The 25,864-nt window shown below is 34.7% G+C and carries 24 protein-coding genes; 19 read left to right on the top strand and 5 right to left on the bottom strand.

Translation table 11 applies throughout. The features are described from left to right. Window positions 1–26 precede the first annotated feature (26 nt). Window positions 27–1,697: an IS1182 family transposase gene (locus OZP07_RS14875; protein ID WP_349293641.1), complete on the bottom strand. Its 1,671-nt coding sequence runs from the start codon at window positions 1,695–1,697 to the stop codon at window positions 27–29. Window positions 1,698–1,802: 105 nt separating this feature from the next. Further along, window positions 1,803–3,824: a M3 family metallopeptidase gene (locus tag OZP07_RS14880; protein ID WP_281638481.1), complete on the bottom strand. Its 2,022-nt coding sequence runs from the start codon at window positions 3,822–3,824 to the stop codon at window positions 1,803–1,805. Window positions 3,825–4,141: 317 nt separating this feature from the next. Here OZP07_RS14880 and trmD point away from each other — a divergent pair, with 317 nt between their 5' ends. The 4 genes from trmD (at window position 4,142) to OZP07_RS14900 (ending at window position 8,341) form a co-directional block, all read left to right on the top strand. Then, entirely contained in the window at window positions 4,142–4,819 is a 678-nt protein-coding gene (trmD, locus tag OZP07_RS14885; RefSeq protein ID WP_281635713.1) for a tRNA (guanosine(37)-N1)-methyltransferase TrmD, read from the top strand. Window positions 4,820–4,885: 66 nt separating this feature from the next. Beyond that, window positions 4,886–5,257, top strand: a complete 372-nt coding sequence (locus OZP07_RS14890; RefSeq protein WP_281635714.1) for a hypothetical protein — start codon at window positions 4,886–4,888, stop codon at window positions 5,255–5,257. Window positions 5,258–5,464: 207 nt separating this feature from the next. Next, a complete protein-coding gene (gene rplS, locus OZP07_RS14895; protein ID WP_194639516.1) occupies window positions 5,465–5,815 on the top strand; it encodes a 50S ribosomal protein L19 in 351 nt (116 codons plus the stop codon). Window positions 5,816–6,103: 288 nt separating this feature from the next. Next, window positions 6,104–8,341, top strand: coding sequence for an NADP-dependent isocitrate dehydrogenase (locus OZP07_RS14900; protein WP_194639518.1), 2,238 nt, complete (start codon window positions 6,104–6,106; stop codon window positions 8,339–8,341). Between the two features lie 121 nt (window positions 8,342–8,462). On the opposite strand, the gene OZP07_RS14905 is transcribed toward OZP07_RS14900, so the two are convergent. Further along, a complete protein-coding gene (locus OZP07_RS14905) occupies window positions 8,463–9,473 on the bottom strand; it encodes an alpha/beta hydrolase (RefSeq protein WP_281635715.1) in 1,011 nt (336 codons plus the stop codon). Window positions 9,474–9,793: 320 nt separating this feature from the next. On the opposite strand from OZP07_RS14905, the gene OZP07_RS14910 reads away from it, so the two are divergent. From OZP07_RS14910 to OZP07_RS14975, 14 genes are all read left to right on the top strand, one after another. Further along, entirely contained in the window at window positions 9,794–10,393 is a 600-nt protein-coding gene (locus tag OZP07_RS14910; protein ID WP_194639522.1) for a TetR/AcrR family transcriptional regulator, read from the top strand. A gap of 2 nt (window positions 10,394–10,395) precedes the next feature. Then, window positions 10,396–10,623, top strand: coding sequence for a hypothetical protein (locus tag OZP07_RS14915; protein ID WP_194639524.1), 228 nt, complete (start codon window positions 10,396–10,398; stop codon window positions 10,621–10,623). A gap of 6 nt (window positions 10,624–10,629) precedes the next feature. Beyond that, the gene (locus OZP07_RS14920) at window positions 10,630–11,901 is read left to right on the top strand and encodes an MFS transporter (protein WP_281635716.1); all 1,272 of its coding nucleotides are present in this window, start codon (window positions 10,630–10,632) and stop codon (window positions 11,899–11,901) included. Window positions 11,902–11,978: 77 nt separating this feature from the next. Then, complete coding sequence (locus tag OZP07_RS14925) at window positions 11,979–13,031, top strand: alpha/beta hydrolase (RefSeq protein ID WP_281635717.1); 1,053 nt, start codon at window positions 11,979–11,981, stop codon at window positions 13,029–13,031. Window positions 13,032–13,394: 363 nt separating this feature from the next. Beyond that, complete coding sequence (locus OZP07_RS14930) at window positions 13,395–15,797, top strand: TonB-dependent receptor (protein ID WP_281635718.1); 2,403 nt, start codon at window positions 13,395–13,397, stop codon at window positions 15,795–15,797. A gap of 4 nt (window positions 15,798–15,801) precedes the next feature. After that, complete coding sequence (locus OZP07_RS14935) at window positions 15,802–16,638, top strand: DUF4249 family protein (protein ID WP_281635719.1); 837 nt, start codon at window positions 15,802–15,804, stop codon at window positions 16,636–16,638. Between the two features lie 146 nt (window positions 16,639–16,784). After that, complete coding sequence (locus OZP07_RS14940) at window positions 16,785–17,447, top strand: thiamine diphosphokinase (protein WP_281635720.1); 663 nt, start codon at window positions 16,785–16,787, stop codon at window positions 17,445–17,447. Between the two features lie 133 nt (window positions 17,448–17,580). Next, window positions 17,581–17,913, top strand: coding sequence for a hypothetical protein (locus tag OZP07_RS14945; protein WP_281635721.1), 333 nt, complete (start codon window positions 17,581–17,583; stop codon window positions 17,911–17,913). 74 nt (window positions 17,914–17,987) lie between these two features. Next, window positions 17,988–18,884 carry an IS982 family transposase gene (locus tag OZP07_RS14950; RefSeq protein ID WP_281635207.1) on the top strand — a complete coding sequence of 299 codons (897 nt, stop codon included), beginning with the start codon at window positions 17,988–17,990 and terminating at the stop codon, window positions 18,882–18,884. Window positions 18,885–18,948: 64 nt separating this feature from the next. Then, window positions 18,949–19,098, top strand: a complete 150-nt coding sequence (locus OZP07_RS14955; protein ID WP_281635722.1) for a DUF2004 domain-containing protein — start codon at window positions 18,949–18,951, stop codon at window positions 19,096–19,098. A gap of 178 nt (window positions 19,099–19,276) precedes the next feature. Continuing rightward, entirely contained in the window at window positions 19,277–20,281 is a 1,005-nt protein-coding gene (rlmF, locus tag OZP07_RS14960; protein WP_281638482.1) for a 23S rRNA (adenine(1618)-N(6))-methyltransferase RlmF, read from the top strand. A 58-nt stretch (window positions 20,282–20,339) separates the two neighbouring features. Next, window positions 20,340–22,328, top strand: coding sequence for an excinuclease ABC subunit UvrB (gene uvrB / locus OZP07_RS14965; RefSeq protein ID WP_281635723.1), 1,989 nt, complete (start codon window positions 20,340–20,342; stop codon window positions 22,326–22,328). Window positions 22,329–22,404: 76 nt separating this feature from the next. Continuing rightward, entirely contained in the window at window positions 22,405–22,635 is a 231-nt protein-coding gene (locus tag OZP07_RS14970; RefSeq protein ID WP_281635724.1) for a DUF433 domain-containing protein, read from the top strand. Next, window positions 22,635–22,985, top strand: a complete 351-nt coding sequence (locus OZP07_RS14975) for a DUF5615 family PIN-like protein (RefSeq protein WP_281635725.1) — start codon at window positions 22,635–22,637, stop codon at window positions 22,983–22,985. The genes OZP07_RS14970 and OZP07_RS14975 overlap by 1 nt, the downstream gene beginning before the upstream one ends. Window positions 22,986–23,028: 43 nt before the next feature. On the opposite strand, the gene OZP07_RS14980 is transcribed toward OZP07_RS14975, so the two are convergent. Continuing rightward, entirely contained in the window at window positions 23,029–23,460 is a 432-nt protein-coding gene (locus OZP07_RS14980; protein ID WP_194639539.1) for a TerB family tellurite resistance protein, read from the bottom strand. A gap of 27 nt (window positions 23,461–23,487) precedes the next feature. Here OZP07_RS14980 and OZP07_RS14985 point away from each other — a divergent pair, with 27 nt between their 5' ends. Further along, the gene (locus OZP07_RS14985) at window positions 23,488–24,294 is read left to right on the top strand and encodes an alpha/beta hydrolase (protein ID WP_281635726.1); all 807 of its coding nucleotides are present in this window, start codon (window positions 23,488–23,490) and stop codon (window positions 24,292–24,294) included. A gap of 25 nt (window positions 24,295–24,319) precedes the next feature. Here the strand turns inward: OZP07_RS14985 and OZP07_RS14990 are convergent, their stop codons facing one another. Then, the gene (locus OZP07_RS14990) at window positions 24,320–25,831 is read right to left on the bottom strand and encodes a thioredoxin-like domain-containing protein (protein ID WP_281635727.1); all 1,512 of its coding nucleotides are present in this window, start codon (window positions 25,829–25,831) and stop codon (window positions 24,320–24,322) included. Between the last annotated feature and the right edge of the window lie 33 nt (window positions 25,832–25,864).

Raw genomic sequence — 25,864 nt, forward strand, 5'->3', positions numbered from 1 at the left:
AGGCTGTCCGAAAAGGACAGCTTTTTTTATGCTGCAAATTTCAGGAATCGATTTTGGGTTGGTTGATTAATGAAAAAATATTCTGTTACAGTATTTAAAAAGTGAATTTCGACTTTTATAGCTCTATTTAGAACTCTGAAGGAAATTTTTAGATGAGTTTTCGACGCATCATTGTTCTTTGCTATCATTTTTCTAAAATTATGCCCGATAGCCATCAATAGAAATTCCATTTCCACTTTTTCGATGCTTGTGAAAGTAAACCGGCTGAATTTATTGTTGTTTTTTAGCTGTCCGAATACTGCTTCAACTTCTATTGGGCGTTTGCTTCGGTGTTCGAGTCCTTTTTCGCTTGTGAGCAGCTCTTTGGCTTTAGCCCTTAATTGGTTCAGGCGGTGGTTTATCTCTATTGTCCTGTTTCCTTTGGCTTGGTGACATAGACCTCTTAGCGGACATCCATGACATCTTTTTACTTGATAATAAGATACTTGTGATTCGTATCCGTTGGCCGATGTCCGTTTTCCACTGCCAATGTTTTCCATTCTTTGTCCCATTGGACACACATAAAAATCCTGCTGTATATTGTAGAACAAATTCTGGACAAGAAACGGATTGTCCTTCATTTTTTTCTTCTGTTCTTTGTGAAAATAATTATACTTTACATAGGCCGTTATATCTTTATTTTCAAGCATTTCGTAGTTTTCTTCGCTTCCATAACCAGCATCGGCTACAACTGTTTTGCTTTGTTTTTGATACATTTTTTCAAATTCCTCCAGATGGGATTTTAAAGTCGTAGTGTCGTTAGGTGTCTGATGAATGGTTACATTGGTAATGAATTGATTTTCAGTAGAAATCTGAGGATTGTATGCAGGTTTTAACTGTCCGTTTTTCATATGGTCTTCCTTCATTCTCATAAAGGTAGCGTCAGGATCTGTTTTGCTGTAGGAGTTTCTATTGCCTAAAATCACTAAATCTTTTTCGTATTTTTCAAGCTTTGGCAGGTGCTCTTCCTGAAGCTTTTGAAGCTCTTTGGTTATCTTCTTGTTGGGCTCTTTGAGTTTTTTATTGAGTTCTGATAATTTTTCTTTCAGCTCTTCCGAGTTTATTTTTTTTGGTAATTCTTCCTTGTTGACTTCTTGATTATCTGATAAAATACTGTTTTCGATATCGGATAAGATGCTGTTGATTTTTACTTCGAGTTTTTCTTTGTATTTCTCTATAGAACCCCGCCAGACAAAGGTGTATTTGTTGGATTTGGCTTCAATTTTTGTTCCATCGATGTATTGGATATCCAGACTGACATAGCCCATTTCCACAAGCATTTTGACTACTTCTGCAAATAAATCTTTGATGTTTTCTTTTAAAATCTTTCCTCTAAAATCGTTAATGGTTCTAAAATCAGGAGTTGAGTTGCCTGAAATAAACATAAAATGAATGTTCTCAGTAAGTGCCTTTGCTATTTTTCGGCAGGAATAAGTGTTGCTTAAATAACTGTAAAACAAAACCTTAAGCATCATTCTGGGATGATAGGCCGAGGTGCCTCCTCCTTTATATATTTTAAGTATATGACTTATATCCAATGAATTGACAATCTTATCCACTAAGCGGACAGGATGGTTTTCTGAAATTTTATCAAAAATATTTATCGGAAAAAGTTCCGGTGTATTGATCGATTGCGATTTAAATATTACTTTAGCCATTGCTCGTTTTTTGTGCAACTCTAAGATACTATTTTAGATTAAAAACAGCAAAAAAAAGGCTGTCCTTACTTTTTGGACAGCCTCTTTACATATTTTAAATTTGTATTACAAACCCTCATTTTCAAGATAAGGTTTTACTTCCATATCATGACCAACAAAATCTTTGAAAGCTTTATTCAAATCTACACTATTACCAACAGATAAAATATATTTACGGAAACGTTCTCCATTTTCACGAGTCATTCCTCCATGTGCTTTAATCCAGTCATAAACATTATAATCTAAAGTTTTCGACCAAGTATAAGCATAATAACCCGCCGAATAACCTCCACTAAAAATGTGTGCAAAATAAGGACTATGATAACGTGTTGGAACTTCATCAACCAAAAGACCATATTTTTTTAATGCTTCCGTTTCAAATTCTAAAGCTGATTTAAAATCTGCTTCATTAGTTACGCTATGCCAAGCCATGTCAAGAGTAGATGCCGCCATCAATTCAGTAACACTATAACCCGAGTTAAAGGTTTCAGATTTTTTGATTTTATCAATTAATTCTTGTGGAATTACTTTTTTAGTTTCATAATGTAAAGCATAATTTTTAAGAATATTTGGATCTAACGCCGCGTGTTCATTAATTTGTGAAGGAAACTCTACAAAATCTCTTGGCACACTTGTACCTGAAAGTGAGGCATACTGCTGATTTGCAAAAAGTCCGTGTAAGGTATGTCCGAACTCGTGAAACATAGTATTCACATTACTAAAACTAATCAAAGATGGATTTCCGTTTACGGGTTTCTCAAAATTATAAACATTTACAATTACTGGTTTCTGCTTTAAATAATGAGACTGTTTTACAAAACTATTCATCCACGCACCTCCTCTTTTATTATCTCGTGTATAAAAATCTAAGTAATAAATAGCCATTGATTTTCCGTCATTATCAAAAACTTCATAAACTACTACATCTGGATGATAGACTGGTAAATCTTTACGCTCTTTAAAAGTGATACCATACATTTGATTAGCAGCATAAAACACACCTTTTTCGAGGACTGTCTTTATTTCGAAATACGGTTTTATCTGGCTGTCATCTAAATCATATTTAGCTTTACGCACTTGTTCAGCATAAAAATCCCAATCCCAAGGCGCTAATTTAAAACCACCATTTTGAGCATCAATAATTGCCTGGATTTCAATCGCTTCTTGTTTTGCTTTAATCACTGCCGGGGCAGCAATTTCGGACAAAATCTTCATTGCGTTATCTGGTGTTTTTGCCATTTGGTCTTGAATTTTCCATTCAGCGAAACTCTTTTTCCCCATTAATTGCGCTTTTTGTAAACGCAGACGTGCGATCTTTTCTAGAGTAGTTCTCGTATCTCCTTCATCATTTTTCTCCGACCTTGTCCAAGAAGCTTTATATATTTTTTCTCGAGAAGCTCTATTTGTTAAATTTTGCAAAACAGGCTGTTGCGTAGTGTTTTGCAAACTAATCAAATATTTACCATCCTTGCCAGCTGCCGTCGCCTGAGCTTTGGCCGCTTCAATTTCTTGAATACTTAATCCATCTAAATCTGCAGGAGAATCAAACAAAACAGCTCCATTCTTTCTTGCCGTTAATAATTTATTTCCGAAGGTCGTTCCTAAAATTGCCAATTCACTATTAATCGCTTTCATTTTTTCTTTGTCAGCTTCGGATAAATTTGCTCCCGCCAATTCAAATTTCAACAAATAATCTTCAGTTAATTTTTTATCTTCTCCTTTTAAACTTGATAAACTGATTGCTTTAAAACGTTGATACAACTTACTATTTAAAAAAATTTTATCTCTATTTACTGCAAAGATTGGTGCATATTCCTGTTCTAATTTTTGAAGATCAGGATTAGTATTAGAACCTGTCAAATTATAAAAAACTGAGCTTGCACGAGTCAGATCAGCTCCACTTAATTCTAAAGCCAAAACAGTATTTTGAAAAGTTGGTTTTGCTGGATTGTTAGTGATTTTTAACAATTCCTCCTCTTGTTTTTTTAAACCGAACTCAAATGCTGGCTTAAAATGTTCATTTTTAAATAAATCAAAAGCAGGAGCTTGATATTGCAATGTGCTTTTTTGTAATAAGGGATTATTCATTGTCTCTTTATTTTGTGCAGAAGTGATATGGATCGAAAGTACTGCCAGTAAAATTAGGCCTGTACATTCCCGAACACCATTAAAAGATAATCGCATAGTTTGAATGATTTTGAATTTATTGCTAAAAGTAATTAAAAAAAGAATAATTTAATAAATCAATACTGTTAAAATAGTTTATTAAAAAATTCGCAACAGATATACTCCAATTCAGCATTTACATCAACTAAAATATTTTATCATCTTTGTTTTCTGAGTTTGAGTACGTATAAGAATTACCAATTAATAATGGTAACTTTGCTACCTAGATTTTTTTTAACATGAGAATTGATATTATAACCGTATTACCTGAATTATTAAGAAGTCCCTTCGAAGCTTCGATTATGAAACGTGCCATAGATAAAGGATTGGTAACCGTTCATTTTCACAATTTAAGAGATTATACAACTAATAAGCAAAAAAGTGTAGACGATTATCCTTTTGGCGGCGGTGCAGGGATGGTTATGACTATTCAGCCGATAGATGCCTGTATCACTCATTTGAAAAGTGAAAGAACTTACGACGAAATCATCTATATGTCTCCCGATGGTGAAACGCTAAACCAAAAAATGGCCAATACTATGTCGATGTATGAAAACATTATCATTTTATGCGGGCATTATAAAGGAGTGGATCAGCGCGTGCGTGATCATTTTATTACCAAAGAAATCTCAATAGGTGATTATGTTTTATCGGGCGGCGAATTAGGTGCTCTCGTTCTGTCTGATGCCTTAATCCGATTAATACCTGGTGTATTAAGCGATGAAACCTCAGCATTGACAGACAGTTTTCAGGACGGCCTCCTTTCTGGACCAATTTACACCCGTCCAGCTGATTACAAAGGCTGGAAAGTTCCGGATGTTCTATTGAGCGGTCATTTTGCAAAAATTGACAAATGGAGAGAGGACACTGCCTACGAACACACTAAGAACAGAAGACCCGATTTATTAAATGATTAATTTTCATACCTTTATACTTAAACTAAAAGTTAGTTCACTGCCTTTTAACCTTTAAAAGTATAAATCATGAAAAAAATAATCTTAAAAGTTATTTTAATTACTGCTTTTTTCATTTCATCTGCTTCGTTCGCTCAAGGAATAAATAAAAAATCCCTGCTGAATGAACTCAACAAAACATACGGGGTTGCACTAAGCGCAGACGAAAAAACCTATTATGAAAATGCAAACAATGCCTTAGTCTTGGAATTATTTGGTCTTGACGGAAAGAATCTATCAAAAGAAAACCGCGATAAAGAAATTGACAAATTATTTGACAAAAGAGACAAAACACTGACTTCGTCGTTAGGCATTAACAAATACAGCGATATTAAAGCAAGAACAGACGGAAAAACTGCAGAAACTATAAAAAAAGTAAAACAAGCAAAAATGACTCCTTAAATTCTTTTTTAACAACGGATTACACAAAGAGCTTACAGAAATAAGAGTTCTTTTTTTTAGCCCCATTAAATAAACTATCGCTTCAAAATAATTTGTAATTTCATATTTCACAATTCATAAATATTTTCTACATTTGCACCCTCATTAGACCAACCTCTGGCGAAAACCGTGAATGTTGCTCTTTTTAAACCATAAAATAAAAATAAAATGGCAGATTTATTGAAATTCGTTCAAGACGAATTCGTAACAAGAAAAGATTTCCCTGTATTCGGAGCTGGAGACACAATCACAGTTTTCTACGAAATTAAAGAGGGTGAAAAAACAAGAACACAGTTTTTTAAAGGTGTTGTTATTCAAAGAAGAGGATCTGGAAACACTGAAACTTTTACAATCCGTAAAATGTCAGGAGCAATTGGAGTTGAGCGTATCTTCCCAGTTAACTTACCAGCTTTGCAAAAAATTGAAATCAACAAGAAAGGTGCTGTACGTAGAGCTAGAATTTTCTACTTCAGAGAACTTACTGGTAAAAAAGCTAAAATTAGAGATAAAAGAAGATAGTTTACTACACTTCTTTACTAACAAAAAAGTCCCAGTTCGATATAAGTCGAATTTGGGCTTTTTTTTTGATAATTTTTAGGGGTCAAAAATCACAATTTGAAAATCAAACAGTACTAAAAATATCAAATTAAGAATATCACAGAATAGGCGTTTAATATTATTTTTTTATATAAATTTTAAAACACTATTACAACTTCATTTCATATCTTTGCCCGCCTTATCTCAATCGTTATATTTGCTAATAAGGCTCGTTATAAACTTATGATTTAGATCAAAAAAATAAAAAAAATGACATCAAAAGCTAAAATTTTTTACACATTAACTGATGAGGCTCCTTTATTGGCAACCTACTCTTTTCTGCCAATTGTTCAGGCATTTACTGCTGCTTCTAATATCGAAATAGAAACAAGAGACATTTCTCTAGCCGGCAGAATCTTATCCAACTTTCCTGAATTTTTAAAAGAAGATCAAAAAACAGCTGATGCTTTATCTGAACTTGGAAAATTAGCTACTTTACCTGAAGCTAATATTATAAAACTGCCAAACGTTTCTGCATCGGTACCGCAATTAAAAGCTGCTATCGCTGAATTACAGTCACATGGTTATGCAGTGCCAAATTTCCCAGAAGACCCGCAAAACGATTCTGAAAAAGAAATTAAGACAAAATATTCTAAAGTTTTAGGTTCTGCCGTAAACCCAGTTTTACGTGAAGGAAACTCTGACCGTAGAGCTCCAAGAGCTGTAAAGAATTTTGCGAAAGCAAATCCTCATTCTATGGGGGCTTGGTCTTCAGCTTCTAAAACAAAAGTAGCATCTATGTCAAAAGGTGACTTTTACGGAAGTGAAAAATCAGTTACTGTTGCTGAAGCAAATGATGTGAAAATTGAATTCACAGCAAAAGACGGTTCTACTACTGTTTTAAAAGCAAGCACTCCATTAAAAGCAGGTGAAATCATTGATAGTTCAGTATTGAATATTGCAGCTTTAAAATCTTTCGTTGCTGAAACTATTGCTGATGCTAAAAAAGAAGGCGTTTTACTTTCAGTACACTTGAAAGCAACAATGATGAAAGTTTCTGATCCAATCATTTTTGGCGCTATTGTAGAAGTTTATTTCGCAGCTGTTTTCGAAAAATATGCTGCATTATTTACTGATTTAGGTATTGATACCAAAAATGGTTTAGGTGATGTATATGCTAAAATAGCTGGGAAACCAGAACAAGCAGAGGTTGAAGCTGCTATCGATAACGCTATTGCAAATGGTCCCGCATTGGCCATGGTAAATTCTGAAAAAGGAATTACCAACCTGCATGTTCCTTCTGACGTAATTGTTGATGCTTCTATGCCGGCAATGATTCGTACATCTGGACAAATGTGGGATAAAGACGGAAAACAGCAAGATACTTTCGCTGTTATTCCAGACAGATGTTATGCTGGCGTTTATACAGCTACTATCGATTTTTGTAAAAAACACGGTGCTTTTGACCCAACTACAATGGGAAGTGTTCCAAACGTAGGTTTGATGGCTCAAAAAGCAGAAGAATACGGATCTCATGACAAAACTTTCCAAATGAAAGCTGATGGTGTTGTTCGTGTTGTAGATACAAACGGAAACGTATTAATGGAACAGACTGTTGAAGCTAATGACATTTTCAGAATGTGTCAGGCAAAAGATGCTCCAATTCAGGACTGGGTAAAACTAGCTGTAAACAGAGCACGTTTGTCTAACACTCCAGCTGTTTTTTGGTTAGACGAAAACAGAGCTCATGACAGAGAATTAATCGTTAAAGTTCAGAAATATTTAAAAGATTACGATACATCAGCTTTAGATATTCGTATTCTTAATCCTATTGCAGCAACTGAATTTACTTTAGAAAGAATCATCAAAGGTTTAGATACTATTTCAGTAACTGGAAACGTACTGCGTGATTACTTAACTGATTTGTTCCCTATTCTTGAAGTAGGAACTTCTGCAAAAATGTTATCAATCGTTCCATTAATGAACGGCGGCGGTTTGTTCGAAACTGGTGCTGGCGGATCTGCTCCAAAGCACGTAGAGCAATTTATCGAAGAAGGCTATTTACGTTGGGATTCACTAGGTGAGTTCTTAGCTTTAGGAGCTTCATTAGAGCATTTAGGACAAACATTAAATAATTCAAAAGCAATTGTTTTATCAGAAACTTTAGATGAAGCAAATGATAAATTTCTAGCTACTGATAAATCACCTGCTCGTAAAGTAGGACAGATTGACAATAGAGGTTCTCACTTTTATTTATCATTCTACTGGGCTCAGGCTTTAGCTGCACAAACTAAAGATGCAGAATTAAAAGCTCTCTTCACTCCTATTGCTGCTGAATTTGAAGCTAACGAGGCAAAAATCAACAGCGAATTAATTGGTGCACAGGGAAAACCGCAGACTATTGGAGGTTACTACCAGCCAACACCTGAGTTGGTTAGTAAAGCAATGCGTCCAAGCGAAACATTCAACACCATTTTAGATAAAATTACAGCATTGAAAACTGCTTAATTTATTCTGGTTTATATATTTCAAGAGACAGCTCGAAAGGGCTGTCTTTTTTTTACACTTGTTTTTTTGACCTCATAACAAATTACAATTCAGACCATTTTCCTTAGCCGCTTTTAAATTTCTATTTAGTAAAAACTTGCTTCAAAAAACCATCTATATATTGAATTGTCGGGTCAAACCAAGGATTAAAAAGACAGAAAGAATGCGGTGAATTCTCAAATTCATGAACCTCAGAATAAATACCATTTTCGTTCAAAACCTTTCTATAATCATCACGGCCAGCATGCATTCTCGCTACCGAACTATTAATAAACAATGTTGGTGGCGTAGCTGCACCGACATAACTCAATGGCGAAGCTGCTTCCCAAAGTTTCGGATTTTCTTTTTTTGAATATCCAAACCAATATGTTCCGGCCGACATTTTTTTGCTGTCATCACCTTCACTCGATTCTGGATGAACAAAAGACAAAGTACCGTCTATATCGACAACAGCATTTACCTGCGATAACGAATTAGAGTTTGTCACCATACCTTCAAAAAGCGGCATATTTCCAGTTGTCCCCAAAAAAGAAGCAAGCTCGCCCCCTGCTGAAAATCCCAATACAGCTATTTGATTTGGATCGATATTATATTGATCAGCATTTTCACGAACCCAGCGAATAACTGTTTTTAAATCATAAATAGCAGCCGGAAAAAGCGCTTCGGTAGAAAGACGGTATTCTGGAGTAAAACACACATACCCTAAACTTGCCAGTTTTTGTGCCATTGGATGGTGCTGCTGTCTGTTTCCAGAACGCCAGCCGCCACCATGAATAATGATAACTGCGGTTTGCTTTCTCTTTTCATTTATATCAAAAAAAACATCCAGCTTCATTTTCCGTTTTCCATAACTGCAGTAAACAATATCCTTTTTTTGTTTTACAAAATCAAAATGTATTACGGGAACGATGGTACAATTAGGAAAGTCTTTCAATGTTTTTTTGAAAGCACTGGCAGTTGTATAAGAAGTATCTCTTACATTAGTCAGTCCTTTTAAATATTGAGCATGTAAACTTTGAAAGGAAACTGCAGAAAACAGATACAATAGTATTCCAAGACTTCGATTTTTATAAAACTTCTGAACTGCTCCCATTTATACTTTTTTAATTTATTCACTTATCTAAAACGATAAATTTAAGAAAACCATCCTTTTTTAGAATCGATTAAGGCGAAAATATTTCTGCTTAAAATTTCAATTCTACTATTTTTTAGAATCATACAATAACCCCAGAAATGAATTTTTGTTTTTCATTAAAAAAATTCTCTTTTCATAAAACACTAAAAACATTTAGATATCAACAAAAAATTAAAATCACATCACTAATTGACTTAGGATCGAAACAAAAAAAATATTTTCATAAATAAGCGAACATTCATTTATAATTAATACATTTGTTTTCCAATAATAAAAAAATGCGGACAAGAGACACAAATAAAGAAGAGCTGGTCAGACAAAAAGCTATAGAAATGCTTGTAAAAATGGGTATTGAAGGTTTTGGAATGAATCGTTTGGCCAAAGAATGCAGTGTATCAGTGGCTACTTTGTATATCTATTATACAGACAAAGATGATCTGATAAAGAAAATTGGTGTAGGAATTGGCCAGAATTTCTTTAACGAAATGATTAAAGATTTTTCTCCTGATATGCCATTCAAGGAAGGCTTGCGAAAACAATGGGAAAACAGGGCACGCCACACCATAAAACATCCGCTTGATGTTGCCTGTTGGGAACTTTTGAGTCATTCCAGCTACAGAGACTGCATTTTGGAAAAAAGCGTACTCAATTTTAAGACTATAATGGGTGATTTTTTAAAAAATGCTATTGACAAAAAAGAATTAACCTGTATGTCCAAAGAGGTATTTTGGAGCATTGCCTACGGTCCGTTATACACTTTACTCCGTTTTCATAATGAGGGCAAAAATATGGCAGGCACACCTTTCAAACTAACGAAGGAAGCTACCGAAGAAGCATTTGAATTAGTAATAAAAGCATTGACACCACAAAAAGTTTAACTATGGAAAACCAAATAGAAAATATATTGGTATTTGCAACCAATATTAAAACCGAAAGTGATAAACAAAAAATAAGCAGTATACTGAATAATAACTCTGAAATACAGCAATGGAATATTGATCAGGAAGATATTGACTGCGTCTTGCGGATTGTAACCGAAACACTATCTGAAGGGCAGATAATCAAAATTTTAGACCAATACAATTTCAATTGCACACCATTAGATTAAAATAAAATGAAACAAAAAAATACTCAGACCATACCGTTTACGTCCTATCAGAAATTAGCCGTTTTTTTACTGGCTATTACACAATTTACAGTAATCCTAGATTTTATGGTTATGTCTCCAATGGGAGATATACTAATGAAATCGTTAAGCCTAAAACCTGCTCATTTTGGTTTGGTCGTTTCTGCTTATGCTTTTAGTGCCGGTATTTCAGGGTTGCTTACAGCTGGCTTTGCAGATAAATTCGACCGAAAAAAATTACTATTATTCTTCTATGCTGGTTTTATCGCAGGAACTATTTTATGCGGTATAGTTACAACTTATCCTTTATTAGTAGCAGCACGAATAATTACAGGACTTTTTGGAGGCGTTATAGGTTCAATTTCTATGGCGATAGTTGCCGATTTATTTACACTGCAGCAGCGCGGTCGCGTGATGGGTTTTATACAGATGGGATTTGGCGCCAGCCAGATTTTAGGAATACCAATCGGATTATATATTGCTAATGCCTGGGGCTGGCATGCACCATTTCTCTGGGTTGCTGGAATGGCAGGAATTGTAGCTTTAATAATAGCTGTAAAATTAAAACCAATTATAAAACACTTAGAAATACAATCAGATAAGTCCGCTTTTAAACACTTACTGCATACCATTAGCAAAAAAGACTATCGGGTTGGATTTACTGCCACAGCATTACTTTCAATCGGAGGTTTTATGATGATGCCTTTTGGCAGTGCTTTTGCAATAAACAATTTACACATCACAGAAAATCAATTACCTATGATTTTTATGATTGCAGGCATAGCAACACTGGTAGTAATGCCGTTAATTGGAAAAATAAGCGACCGAATAGACAAATACAAAATATTTGCGTTTGGCTCCATTTGGACCATTGTAATGATTACCATTTATACAAATCTTGGAGTTACTCCATTTGCAATTGTCGCTGTTATGAATGTACTGATGATGATGGGAATTATGGGGCGTATGGTACCTTCCACAGCTTTGGTAACTGCAATACCTGAAATGCAGGATAGAGGAGCATTTATGAGTATTAATTCATCATTACAGCAGATAGCCGGCGGTATTGCAGCAGCCTTTGCAGGCACAATTGTTGTACAAAAAGACAAATGGAGTCCGCTGGAACATTATGACACTTTAGGAATTATAATTGTCTGCATTTCGGTTATATCCATAATATTGATGTACAGGGTTGATAAACTTGGTAAAAAAAGAGCAAAAGAAAAGACGGAAGATTTTTTTACTGTTAGCGAAATATAATTGCAATAAAATTATTTTACTGATTAAACCATTTATCAAAATATATATCCAACTGCAAACCAAATAAAACCTAATGTATGAAAATTAATTCACCCCTAATTTTAATTTTTACCGTGCTTATCACATTGTCTTGTTCTAAAAATGATGATACACCAACAACACCTGCTAATATTGATGATGATTTGGCTGGACCAATTTCGAGACCCCAAAGCGGTTATGGATCCGATGGAACTTATACTGTTGCCAAAATATCATTCCCAAGTCCACTATATAGCGGAAAAAATGTAGAAATATTTTATCCGAAGGGTATTACCGCTCCAAGACCAACTATCTTTTATTCCCATCCTTTTGGTGGTGAAGAAAGCAGCTACAACATTGGTCTATATGAATTCATTGCCAAAAAAGGTTATGTTGTTGTTTTTGCACCCTACCCGACAACCGGTGTCACTGTAGATGAAAGATACAGCACTTTGTGGGAAAGTTTTAAAAAAGCAGTAACCAATTACCCAAATATTATCGATACTTCCAAAGTGGGGTTCATGGGACATTCCTTTGGTGGCGGCGCTTCTTTCGCATTGGCTCACAAAGCATTTATTAACGAAGGCTGGGGACAAAACGGACGTTTTATTTTTACAATGGCACAATGGTATGCCCATCAAATCACTCAGGAAGATCTGCAGAATTTCCCTGCCAACACTAAACTTATCACCCAAGTCTATGACGACGACGTAACCAATGACCACAGGCTGGCAATTGATATTTTCAAAAACATTGCTATTCCGGATTCAGAAAAAGATTTTATTTTAATCAAAAAAAGTGTTCTCTCATCCTATACATATACAGCCGAACATAACTTACCCAACACACAATCTGCTTATGATGCATATGATTACTATGGCATTTACAGACTATTGGATGCTTTGATCGATTATAGTTTTAACGGAAGTGCTGCTGGTAAAAAAACAGCATTAGGAAATGGTTCTGCAGAGCAGATTACAATGCCAAGCTACAATGGACAGGCATTATCACCTCTAGAAGTAACTGATAATCCAACTGCTCTTTACCCTCAAAGTAAGTATCTATTTCCATGCAATAACGCTAACAACCCAAGAATTGCTAATTGTAAATAAACCACTATGGACAGAAAGTTCATAGTTTTGGTTGGCTGACTAAAAGTCTACAAGGCTGGGTTCCGAAAAATTTATGAGATTGCCACAGATTCACAAAGTAAAATGATTTTAAAATCTGTGAATCTGTGGCAAAAGAATATTTTTCAGAAGCTAAAGTGCATAGTTTTAAACTTTATTTGAGACCAATAACCCCAAATAACAGCAGTACTATTTATCAGCCATTTGATTGAAACCAAAAGTTTCTTCAAATGGCTTTTACTATTTATAAAATATGCAAGAAAACGTTATTAACGATAGATTAACATATTAAATGTACGAATTGAACCTCAATTTATTGACATTTGCAAAATCAAAACCAAAACGATGATTTTTAAGAAATTTATTTCCATTCCCCTGCTCCTATTGATTTCTTTTACTGTTTTTTCGCAAGAAAAGAACAATAGCGACTCTAACAAACAAAAATTCACAATTAGCGGAACCATTTCGGATACCAAAAGCAACGAAACTCTAATTGGAGTAAACGTAGCTGTCCCTGAATTAAAAATAGCCACTACCACCAATGAATATGGGTTTTATTCAATCACCCTGCCAAAAGGAGAATATGAAATCAGCATTAGTTATGTTGGTTTTGAAAGTATATCAGAAAAAATCTCATTAGTTAAAAACACAAAAAAAAGTTATTCTCTTAGTGAATCTGGGCAGGAGCTGAAAGAAGTAGTAATTAGTACCGAAAAAAATACTGCCAACATTAGAAAACCAGAAATGAGCGTTAACAAACTGTCTATTTCGGCAATTAAAAAAATGCCTGTTGTTATGGGAGAAGTAGATGTTATCAAATCTATTTTGTTTCTGCCGGGTGTTACTAATGCAGGTGAAGGCCAGTCTGGATTTAATGTTCGTGGCGGTGGTGCCGATCAAAATTTAATTCTCTTAGACGAAGCCACTATTTTTAATTCCTCTCACGTTTTTGGTTTTTTCTCTGTTTTCAATCCTGACGCTATCAAGGATTTAAAATTATACAAAGGCGGAATTCCTTCTAAATATGGAGGAAGAGCATCATCGGTTTTGGACATTTATCAAAAAGATGGAAACAGTAATGATTTCCACATGAATGGAGGAATTGGATTAATTACCAGCCGAATTCTTGCTGAAGGTCCAATCGTAAAAGACAAAGGATCATTTCTGGTTGGAGGCCGTGCTTCTTACGCGCATCTCTTTCTAAAATTAGCCAATAATGACAACTCAGCTTATTTTTATGATTTAAATACTAAGCTTAACTATAAATTCGACCCAAACAACAGTTTATATCTTTCTGGGTATTTTGGCCGGGATGTATTTTCTTTAAACGAAACTTTTGCCAATACATATGGTAATGCAACATTAAACCTAAGATGGAATCATCTTTTCAGCGAAAAATTATTTTCTAACTTATCGTTTATCTACAGCAATTACTATTATGGATTAACACTTGATTTTCTTGGATTTAATTGGGATTCCGGAATCAAAAATTACAATCTGAAATACGATTTCAAACATTATATATCCAATAATATAAAACTAAACTACGGATTCAACTCCACCTACTACAACTTCAATCCGGGAACAATAGATCCTAGCAGTCCCGATTCTACCATCAACTTTAAGCAGTTAGAAAAAAAATACGCTTTTGAAAATGGAATTTACGCAGAAGCGGAACAGATTCTAACTGATAAACTTGCCATCAATTATGGTGCCCGTTTCAGTATTTTTAACAGACTCGGAAATTCCACTGTCAATCAATACGAGAATAACCAGCCGGTAGCTTACGATTCAGATTTAAAAATTTATGAAAAAGCAACACCTATCGGAACTACTTCATACAAAAAGAATCAATCTATAGCTACTTACAATTATTTCGAACCACGCCTTTCGGCAGCATACGAATTAAACAAAAACCAATCGGTAAAAGCAAGTTATAACCGCATGGTACAGTACCTGCAGTTGGTTTCTAACACTGCTTCCCCAACCCCGCTCGATGTCTGGACACCAAGTGATAATTACATCAAACCTCAGATTGCCGACCAAGTAGCTATTGGCTATTTCAATAATTTTAAAGATAATTTATACACCTTAGAATTAGAAAGTTTCTATAAAAAAATTAAAAACAGAATGGATTATATTGACGGAGCCGATTTAGTTGCCAATGAAGCCATCGAACAGGTAATCCTTAACGGAGAAATGCGCTCCTATGGTTTAGAAGTATTACTGCGAAAAAATTCAGGAAAGTTAAATGGCTGGATTGCCTACACAATTTCCAAATCACAGCAGAGAACTCCAGGAAGAACCTCGGACGAAATTGGAATCAACAATGGCCAATGGTACCGTTCAGCTTATGACAAACTTCACAACATAGCTGCAACGGCAAATTACACTTTAAATCAAAAATGGAATTTTGGCGGTAATTTTACCTTACAGTCTGGACAGCCTACAAACTTTCCAAACGGACAATATGTTTACCAAGGCATTACGATACCAAGCTATGGAGAGCGAAACAGAAACAGCCTTCCTATCTATCATCACTTAGATATTTCGGCGACTTACATTCCAAAACCATACAAAAATAAAGGCTGGCAGGGCGAATGGGTTTTTAGCATCTATAATATTTACAACCGAAAAAATGCCGCTTCAATCAGCTTTAGAGAAAACGCAGATACTGGTGCAAACGAAGCTGTAAAACTATCTATTTTTGGAGCTGTTCCTTCAGTTTCTTATAACTTTAAATTTTAACACGATGAAAAACATTAAACTATACATAACCCTTTTAATAGCTTCATTATCAATAATCAGCTGCGAAGATGTAGTCAATGTAGATTTAGAAACTGCCGCGCCAAAATTAGTTATAGATGCTTCTATCAAATGGGAAAAAGAAACAACGGGAAATGTCCAGAAAATCAAATTAACAACCACAACCGATTATTATTCTACAACAATCCCAGCTGCCACAGGAGCTGTAGTCACAGTAACCAACACTACAATGAGTACACCTGCCGTTTTCCAATTCATCGAAGACGGACAGACCGGAGAATACACTTGCAATAATTTCAAGCCGGTTATCGGAAATGAGTATGCCCTTAACATAACCTACAAAGGACAGACATTTACTTCAAGCTCTACTTTTATGGCCAGTCCTGTCATTACAGAAACTGAGCAGGCTTTAAAACCAGGAATCGAAGGTAAAGACGTATATGAAATCAAATTCTATTTTCAGGACAATGGATCCGAAGAGAATTTTTACCTGATAGGTGCAAAAAACAAAAATATTGCTTATCCTGAATACGGTGTTATTAACGACGAATTTTATCAAGGCAATCAAATGTTTGCATTCTACAGAGACGATAAACTCAAAAAAGGTGACGAAATTCAGTTCAGCCTGCAGGGAATCACCGAAAAATACAGCAATTACATGAGTAAACTACTCAGCATTGCGGGCAGTGATACCGGCAGTCCATTTGCCACTGCACCGGCAACCCTGAGAGGAAATATCGTAAACAAAACCAATCCCGATGATTATCCGTTAGGCTTCTTCCATCTCGGCGAAATAGATTCAGACACTTATACAATTCAGTAGCTGATCCAGCTATCCATTTAAGACTGAAGATTAACAATTTTAGATTTTAGATATTTCATAACTTTACAGAAAATCTAGGTAGAATTCAAAAAATCTATATTCTATATTCTGAAATCAAAAATCTGCATTCTAAAATCTAAAATCAAATGTCCTCACACCATATCGTCCGCGACGACCAAGAACCCGCTTTGATAATTGCCAACGGAGCCGCCTGCCATCCCGAGTTACTGGGACAGCTGCTTGAATGGTCTCCACTGGTAATTGTACTCGACTCTGCTATTGAGCGCGTTATGGAACTGGGCATAAAAGTAGATGTGTTGTTGGGTGATTTTGACAGGGGATTTGACCCCGAGTACTATAAAGAAAAGCAGTTTCCGCTGGAAATTGTCTACACTCCAGATCAAACCAAAACCGATTTAGAAAAAGCGCTGGATTATTTAATCGAAAGAAAAATTCCAGCTGTAAACATTATTTGGGCCACTGGCAGAAGAGCCGATCACACTATTACCAATCTTACCAATATTGTCCGTTATCGCAATCTGATTAAAATTGTCATACTCGACGACCATTCCAAAATATTTTTGCTACCCAGCAAATTCGAAAAATGGTACACCGCCGGAACGCCAATTTCGTTAATTCCTATTGGAACTGCAAACGGAATATATTCTGAAAACCTGGTTTATCAATTGGAAAATGACACTCTGACCATGGGATACAGAACCGGAAGCAGTAATGCCGTTGCCAATGACGGAATTGTTACCATCAGCCACACTGATGGCGATTTACTATTGATGGAATGTTTTGATTAGAATCATTTCATAATTTGTAATAAAAGTAGTGTTTTTTTATATATTTGTTAGGTATCACCTAAAAAGCAGTGAAAATGTAAAAGATTACAGTAAGTTTCAACAGATGGCATCTAATAAAAAGAACATTAACAAAATGGCAGAATATACATTACCATATTTTGGAAAATTACTAACAGAAAAATTAAAAGAATATTATGATGTTGACATTGAATTCAACGGAAACAAAATTCAGATAGACCTAAATTTTGAAGACAAAACTATTGATTCATCAACAATGAATAAAGTAAAAAACTTTATTGGTGATATTGATAAATTTGACAAGCTAAATAAAATATACATTCGTAATGACTACAATGACGAAGATGGTGACACGATAAAATTTTATTTAGAACATCATCTTGAAGAAATTAGTAAAGATGATATTTCAATACTTATAAACCTGAACTCGATTAATAATTTTGGTTGAAAATTTTGTAGAAAAAGGTAAAATTTAGTATATTTAAATTTCTGACAATTAAATATTTAACTAAACTCTACCTTATGATTTGTTTTGATAAAATTACAGATATTTTTTCTATTGTTGATGAATTTTGCAAAGATTTTGATAAAACCACACAGTCTTTTCTGCTAGGAAAACCTTCCAAACGTCCTTCGATTATGTCAAAATCAGAAGTAATTACAATTTATTTACTTTTTCATTTGAGTGGTTTTCGCTGTTTCAAGCATTATTACATTTTTTATGTCCAAAAGCATATGCAAAATGAATTTCCTAATACAGTTTCTTATAATCGCTTTTTAGAACTAATGCAAAGTGTTCTTTTGCCAATGACAATTTTTGCCAAAACCTGTTGCTTAGGCAATTGCACAGGCATTTCGTTTGTAGACTCAACACCAATTAGAGTTTGTAAAAACAAACGAATCAGTAGAAACAAAGTTTTTAAAGGTATTGCCACTACAGGGAAATCTACAATGGGCTGGTTTCATGGGTTTAAACTCCACATCATCATTAATGACAAAGGAGAATTGTTAAGTTTTGCTGTAACTCAAGCCAACGTAGATGATAGAGAGCCACTGAAAAATGAGGGCTTTTTGAATGCTATTTTCGGAAAACTATTTGGTGATAAAGGATATATAAGCGAGAAACTCTCTCAATTATTATTTGTTGATGGAATCCAATTAATTACAAGTATTCGAAATAATATGAAAAATAGTTTGATGGAAATGAGTGATAAAATTTTACTCCGTAAACGTTCAATAATAGAAACGGTTAACGATGAACTTAAAAATATTTGCCAAGTTGAACATTCTAGACATCGTTCATTTACCAACTTTTTGTCAAATCTTATCGCTGGAATAATTGCTTATAATTTTCTGCCTAAAAAACCTTCTTTGAAATACGAAACGATTAAAACTAACCAATTGGCTGTATTTTATTAATCGAGTTCAGGTTATAAACTTTGACGACGTATCAACTGAACCCGAACTGCAGCTTTTAACAAAATTGAAGTTAGTAAGAGTTGGACTTTATCCTCACGATGAAGATAATTTTGCAATATTTGATTACACAATTGGACGCAAATTGACCGACTATTTAGTTGTAATAAAAACTGACGAGCATGGGCAATTAGACTATATGACAATGGAAAGCTGAGAAAAGCCTACTGCCAACTACTATAAGTAATACTCATAATATAAAAAGAACCGGGAAAAATTGAAGAAAGAGTAAATAAAGTTAGTATTCTCTTTAACTCCTCAAATAAACCACTATAAATAAGCGTAATAGCAATTTAAAAAAAGTAATGACTATCTTTGCAGCGAAATTTAGAATAATGAAACCTACAAAGAATACCGAAAAGACAACACTGCACCCAAGAAATCTCCACCGATTTGGATACGACTTTAAACTATTGACGCTAAATTACCCCGAATTAAGCGAATTTGTTTTCGTCAACGAACACAGCACCGGCTCGAGCGATAGTGAACAGACGAAGCAAACAATTGATTTCAGTAATCCTGATGCAGTAAAAGCACTTAACAATGCTTTACTTATTACCAATTACGACATACAAAACTGGGATATTCCAGCAAATTTCCTTTGTCCTCCCATTCCTGGAAGAGCTGATTATATTCATTTTCTCGCCGATTTATTGGCAACGGCAAACAATGGTGACATTCCGGAAGGAGAAAACGTTATGGGACTCGATGTTGGTATTGGTGCCAACTGTATTTATCCGATTCTCGGGAACTCTATTTACGGCTGGTCATTCGTAGGAACAGACATTGATGAAAATGCACTTCAAAACTGCAAAAAAATCATTGGTCAAAATCCAAAATTAACCGAAGCTGTCAGTCTGCAGTTACAGGTAAATTCCCGTTTTATTTTCAAAAATATAATAACTCCCGAAGACCGTTTTACGTTTACTATCTGCAATCCGCCTTTCCATTCCTCATCGGAAGAAGCTGCAAAAAATAATCTCCGTAAAGTAAATAATCTGGCATCAAATGCTTCCAAAACAATGACCAGAGGCAGAGCCGAACGGAACGAAGTTAAACCAGTTCTCAACTTTGGCGGACATAATGCTGAATTGTGGTGCGAAGGCGGTGAATTGGGTTTTGTCAAACAAATGATTTTTGAAAGTGTCAAATATCCGATGCAGTGTCTTTGGTTTACAACTTTAGTCTCCAAGCAGTCCAATCTGAATACAATATACAAAACTTTAAATCATGTAGGAGCTATTCATAAAACCATAGAAATGGCGCAAGGGCAAAAAACAAGCCGTTTCGTTGCTTGGACCTTTATGAATGAAGCACAGCAAAAAGCCTGGAAATTTTAGGATTTCAGCAGCCTATTTACTTTGTATCTTTACGGTTCAGTATCATAGACTCTAAAACATGAATTTTCAAGTCATATCCGATTATAAGCCAAAAGGCGACCAGCCGCAAGCCATTGAGAAATTAACTCAAGGTATTGAGGCAGGCGAACAATTCCAAACTTTACTTGGAGTTACAGGTTCAGGAAAAACGTTCACTGTCGCTAATGTAATTCAGGAAGTGCAGCGTCCTACTTTGGTTTTGGCACACAATAAAACCTTGGCGGCACAGCTGTATTCCGAATTCAAACAATTTTTCCCCAATAATGCGGTAGAATATTTCGTTTCTTATTACGATTATTACCAGCCAGAGGCTTTTATGCCTGTTACGGGTGTTTTCATCGAAAAAGATTTATCCATTAATGAAGAGCTTGAAAAAATGCGTTTGAGCACCACTTCTTCTCTGCTTTCAGGCCGACGCGATATTTTAGTTGTCGCATCAGTTTCCTGTCTGTATGGTATTGGAAATCCTGTTGAATTTCAAAAAAATGTAATTGCGATTGAGCGCGATCAGGTTATTTCGAGAACCAAATTACTGCATAGTTTAGTGCAAAGTTTATACTCCAGAACCGAAGCCGATTTTACGCCCGGTAATTTCCGCATTAAAGGTGACACGGTCGAAGTCTATCCAAGTTATGCTGATGATGGATTCCGGATTCATTTTTTTGGAGATGAAATAGAAGAAATAGAAAGCTTTGATGTAAAGACATCCAAAGTTATTGAAAGATACGAAAAACTGACAATTTACCCAGCCAATATGTTTGTCACTTCGCCTGATGTACTGCAGAATGCTATTTGGGAAATCCAGCAGGATTTGGTTAAACAAGTTGATTATTTCAAAGAAATAGGCAAGCACCTTGAAGCCAAACGATTAGAAGAACGGACTAATTTTGACTTAGAAATGATTAGGGAATTAGGTTATTGCTCAGGAATTGAGAATTATTCCCGTTACCTTGACGGAAGAGAAGCAGGAACCCGTCCTTTTTGCTTATTAGATTATTTCCCTAATGACTATCTCATGGTTGTTGACGAAAGCCATGTAACGGTTTCACAAGTGCACGCTATGTATGGAGGCGACCGAAGCCGTAAGGAAAATTTGGTTGAATATGGTTTTCGACTGCCTGCAGCTATGGACAACCGTCCGCTGAAATTTGAAGAGTTCGAAGCCATGCAGAATCAGGTTATTTATGTTTCTGCAACACCAGCCGATTATGAACTGCAAAAATCAGATGGCGTGTATGTAGAGCAAGTAATCCGCCCAACTGGATTATTAGATCCAATTATTGAAATTCGTCCGAGCTTGAATCAAATCGATGATCTGATTGAGGAAATTCAGCAGCGGTGTGAATTGGACGAGCGTGTTCTAGTAACGACTTTGACCAAAAGAATGGCAGAAGAATTAGCCAAGTACTTAACAAAAGTTAGTATTCGCTGCCGTTACATCCATTCGGATGTTGACACGCTGGAACGCATTGAAATCATGCAGGATTTACGAAAAGGAATATTTGATGTTTTGATTGGTGTCAACTTATTAAGAGAAGGTTTGGATTTGCCCGAAGTTTCTCTAGTTGCGATTCTCGATGCAGATAAAGAAGGATTTTTGAGAAGCCATCGTTCGTTAACACAGACCATTGGCCGTGCAGCGAGAAACCTGAATGGAAAAGCAATTATGTATGCGGATAAAATTACTGCCAGCATGCAGAAAACCATTGACGAAACTAGTTACAGAAGAACCAAACAAATCAATTTCAATACAGAAAATAATATTGTCCCGCAGGCATTGAACAAAAAAATTGAAAATGCCTTCACTAACAACAAATTGGCTGAATACGAATTAGGACACACTATGAATATTGCTGCCGAACCGGAAACCGCCTATATGTCCAAACCTGATTTAGAAAAACTCATCCGCGAAAAGCGAAAAGCAATGGAAAAAGCAGCAAAAGATCTGGATTTTATGCAGGCAGCAAAACTGCGTGATGAGATTAAGGCTTTACAAGATAAAATTTAAAAAATCAAAGCAAACCCAGAAATTAGATTTTTCATTTTAAATATTGTAAATTTGTTTCTCTTAAACCACTAAAATCATGGAACTTATTGAAATTAACCCTAAAATAATGCTTGGAAAACCTGTCATAAAAGGAACAAGAATTACTGTTGAGCACATTATTTCTTTACTTTCCCAAGATGTCAGCATTCCTGAAATTTTAGAAGAATACAAAGGATTAGAAAAACAACAAATTTTAGCCTGTCTCCAATATGCTGAAAACATTTTAGAAAAAACTGCTACTCTTGATTTAGACAAAATTGCTTCCTAGTGCGCTTTTTAATTGATGAATGTGTAGGAACATCAGTCTCAGAATATTTAAAATCCAACAATCACATAGTTTTTTCCGTATTCGATGAATGGAGAGGGGCTACCGATGAGGAATTATTACAAAAAAGTATCTTAGAAAATTATATTTTAATTACTTCTGACAAAGATTTTGGAGAAATGATTTTTAAAAGCCAAAAAAAGCACAAAGGAATCATCTTAATAAGATGTCAGCCTAATAATTTCAAACAAAAAATAATTGTTCTGACAAAATTATTAGCAAATTATGCTGATAAATTAGAAAATAATTTTGTTGTGGTTACAAATGAAAACGTGAGGATTATTGTTCCTTAAAGCACATTAAAGATTTCATTTATATTTTACTTAAAGCCAAAAATCAATTAAGCTGTTCCTGAAAGAGTTCCAGCAGTACTTCAGCAGGAATCATAGTGTTAGGAGAATTTTTCATTAATTTCAAAATACGGTTTGTAGCACTTGGATTTAATCCCATATTAATTGCAATCTGACGGATGGCTTCTTCCTCTTTTGGGTGAAGAATTCCGTCACAATGCATCAGCAATGCCAGACGGTAAAATTGCTGAATCCTTTCAAATTCAGATTTAATAACACCTGTAGGCAATTCTTGATGAAACAGATCATTGAATTCATTTTTCTCAATTCCTAATTCCTGAGCTACTATCCAGACGAATTGATATTCTCTCTCATGCAGTCTGCCGTCAACAACCGAGAATGCAATCATATCTGCTAATAATTTCATTTTTTCTTCCTGAGTATTCATCGAATTAGTATTTTTAGCTAAAATATTCATTTTTTCTAAATCTAAAATATATTTGCCTTGAAAATATTTATCTTAATTCCGTTTCTTTTATTTATAGGAAAAACAGATGCTCAAGAAAGTACCGCTTCCAAGCAGATTTCTACTTTTACCATCGAAGCTCCCCAATTAAAAACGAGCCGAAAGATTTGGCTTTATTTACCAAAAAACTACGAAACTTCAACTAAAAAATATCCTGTAATTTACATGCATGATGCCCAAAATTTATTTGACGCCAAAACTTCATTTGCAGGAGAATGGAATGTTGACGAAAAACTTGACAGTCTGAATGCCAAGGTAATTGTTGTAGGAATCGAAAACGGCGGTGAAAAACGTCTCGAAGAACTGACTCCTTACAAAAATGAAAAATACGGCGGAGGAAATGCCGATAAATATCTTGAATTTATCGTAAACACACTAAAACCTGAAATAGACAAAAAATACAGAACGAAACCTAACGCTAAAAACACAACAATTATGGGGAGCTCTTTGGGTGGTTTGGTTTCATTTTATGCCGTTATAAAACATCCTGATGTTTTCAGGAAAGCAGGTGTCTTTTCTCCCGCTTTTTGGATTAACAGAAAAGACATAAATAATTATATGACAAACAGTAAAAAACTTAAGGCTAAAATTTATTTGCTCTGCGGTGATTCAGAAGGCGATGATGACAGTATGGTAACCGACCTCAATTACATCGAAAAATCACTGAACACCAACCGCTGTTACTGTCTGCATCTCAACAAAAAAGTAATTGTAAAAGGAGGCCATCACAACGAGAAATTATGGCGTGATAATTTTGACGATGCTGTTCTTTGGCTTGGATATTAATTCTTCAGGCTTCTAAATAAAAAGCTTATTTTTTCGAATATTCTTTTTCCATTTGATTAATGATACCTCTTATGGATTCAGCGCCAATTCCTTTGGCCTTTATAACTTTATTTTTGTCCAGAATATAAATCACCGGCGTTGTCACCACATCATATTTATCTTTAAGGTTATTAATATGAACTCCGTCATACACATTAATCCAGTCGATTTTATTATCTATGATGTATTTTTTATATTTATCAAATTCATTCTGCGTATAAACCCCAAAAACCTTAACATCTTTCTTTTCTTTCAATAATTCATGATAAAGTTCCAATATTATAGGGACTTCTTTTTGGCAGTGACTACAGTCTACATCCCAAAAAAGAAGAATCAGATAATCTGCTTTTACGCTGGATAACCTCATATAGTTTTTTTCGATTTCCTCTTTATTTGCATAATAAATTTTGGTAATCTCTTCGCCGGTTTTCGCTGTATCAAAACCCATTTTCGCAATTTTATCATGACCAGGAATATCTATCATATAGAGCTCTGGAGCTGTTTTCCCAAGCTGCAGCGGTGTTAGAACATTACCCCTGTTTATAATAATTTTGATAACACTATCATCATAAACACCTTTGGCTTTGCCTGTTTTAAAATAATTGTCCACCATGTAAACAAACACTTTGTCCATTCCCATTATTTTTGGAATCTCATAAGTCGAAGTAAAATAAGCTAATAAAAACATATTCATTTTAGTGCCTTGCTTAGTTTTGAGCATCATTCGATCAATCTCAACACAAATTGAATCGGGATTCTGAACAACAACATTATTAAAATATTGTTTTATTTTATTTGCAAAAAAAGGATTGTTCAGCATCGCATCATCTTCAAAATTAACTCCATGCCAAAAATGCTTTTTGTAATAGTTATAAGAATAAATACTATCGGGTCTGCCATTGGAAGCTTTCGGGATATCCTTTGCAGTTTTCTCCGATTTTAAATTGATCATTTCAGAAAGATAATTTCCTTTGTTTTGCGTAATTACATTCAAATCAGTTTCTACAATAGCCTCATTCAAGACTTTGAATTCCTTAGTTATAATTGCAGAAGAATCTGATTTTTTCTGCTCTTTTATTGATTTTTTAAAACTGTCGAATTCTTTATTTTTGGCAGATACAAAACGAATATAATTAAAGAAATTTTCATTTTGTTTCGAATTAATGGCTTTCAGATTTTCGAGTAAATTGGATTTATCAGAAGTGATTTGCAGTTTTTGTGATTGCTCATCAATAATAAAATCAAAATAATTCCCTTTCTCCTGACTGAGTAAAAAGTAGACTCCTTTGTCTAAATTTTTCTTTCCCTTAAACACAATATTTCCATTGATCACTTTTTTGCAAGTATCGGAAATATATAATTTATCAAATTGGTAATAGGCCAGATAGGCTACTGTATCTTTACAGTTCTTCAAATTAATTTTAATCTCATGACCAGTCTGAGCTTGTACAGACAATAAACAAAAAAAGAGAACAAAACTTAGTGCAATTTTCTTCATAGTTCAAAATAATCTTTAAAGACAATATCATTT

It is taken from the genome of Flavobacterium marginilacus (assembly GCF_026870155.1).
Classification (GTDB): domain Bacteria; phylum Bacteroidota; class Bacteroidia; order Flavobacteriales; family Flavobacteriaceae; genus Flavobacterium; species Flavobacterium marginilacus.

Bases quoted from the DNA above. Each gene is read 5' to 3' on its own strand.
- OZP07_RS14940 (WP_281635720.1), top strand. From the start codon at position 16,785: ATGTCCTCACACCATATCGTCCGCGACGACCAAGAACCCGCTTTGATA.
- OZP07_RS14875 (WP_349293641.1), bottom strand. From the start codon at position 1,697: ATGGCTAAAGTAATATTTAAATCGCAATCGATCAATACACCGGAACTT.
- OZP07_RS14945 (WP_281635721.1), top strand. From the start codon at position 17,581: ATGGCAGAATATACATTACCATATTTTGGAAAATTACTAACAGAAAAA.
- OZP07_RS14925 (WP_281635717.1), top strand. From the start codon at position 11,979: ATGAAAATTAATTCACCCCTAATTTTAATTTTTACCGTGCTTATCACA.
- OZP07_RS14900 (WP_194639518.1), top strand. From the start codon at position 6,104: ATGACATCAAAAGCTAAAATTTTTTACACATTAACTGATGAGGCTCCT.
- OZP07_RS14905 (WP_281635715.1), bottom strand. From the start codon at position 9,473: ATGGGAGCAGTTCAGAAGTTTTATAAAAATCGAAGTCTTGGAATACTA.
- OZP07_RS14950 (WP_281635207.1), top strand. From the start codon at position 17,988: ATGATTTGTTTTGATAAAATTACAGATATTTTTTCTATTGTTGATGAA.
- uvrB (WP_281635723.1), top strand. From the start codon at position 20,340: ATGAATTTTCAAGTCATATCCGATTATAAGCCAAAAGGCGACCAGCCG.
- rplS (WP_194639516.1), top strand. From the start codon at position 5,465: ATGGCAGATTTATTGAAATTCGTTCAAGACGAATTCGTAACAAGAAAA.
- OZP07_RS14935 (WP_281635719.1), top strand. From the start codon at position 15,802: ATGAAAAACATTAAACTATACATAACCCTTTTAATAGCTTCATTATCA.
- trmD (WP_281635713.1), top strand. From the start codon at position 4,142: ATGAGAATTGATATTATAACCGTATTACCTGAATTATTAAGAAGTCCC.
- OZP07_RS14970 (WP_281635724.1), top strand. From the start codon at position 22,405: ATGGAACTTATTGAAATTAACCCTAAAATAATGCTTGGAAAACCTGTC.
- OZP07_RS14915 (WP_194639524.1), top strand. From the start codon at position 10,396: ATGGAAAACCAAATAGAAAATATATTGGTATTTGCAACCAATATTAAA.
- OZP07_RS14880 (WP_281638481.1), bottom strand. From the start codon at position 3,824: ATGAATAATCCCTTATTACAAAAAAGCACATTGCAATATCAAGCTCCT.
- OZP07_RS14990 (WP_281635727.1), bottom strand. From the start codon at position 25,831: ATGAAGAAAATTGCACTAAGTTTTGTTCTCTTTTTTTGTTTATTGTCT.
- OZP07_RS14890 (WP_281635714.1), top strand. From the start codon at position 4,886: ATGAAAAAAATAATCTTAAAAGTTATTTTAATTACTGCTTTTTTCATT.
- OZP07_RS14920 (WP_281635716.1), top strand. From the start codon at position 10,630: ATGAAACAAAAAAATACTCAGACCATACCGTTTACGTCCTATCAGAAA.
- rlmF (WP_281638482.1), top strand. From the start codon at position 19,277: ATGAAACCTACAAAGAATACCGAAAAGACAACACTGCACCCAAGAAAT.
- OZP07_RS14980 (WP_194639539.1), bottom strand. From the start codon at position 23,460: ATGAATATTTTAGCTAAAAATACTAATTCGATGAATACTCAGGAAGAA.
- OZP07_RS14910 (WP_194639522.1), top strand. From the start codon at position 9,794: ATGCGGACAAGAGACACAAATAAAGAAGAGCTGGTCAGACAAAAAGCT.
- OZP07_RS14930 (WP_281635718.1), top strand. From the start codon at position 13,395: ATGATTTTTAAGAAATTTATTTCCATTCCCCTGCTCCTATTGATTTCT.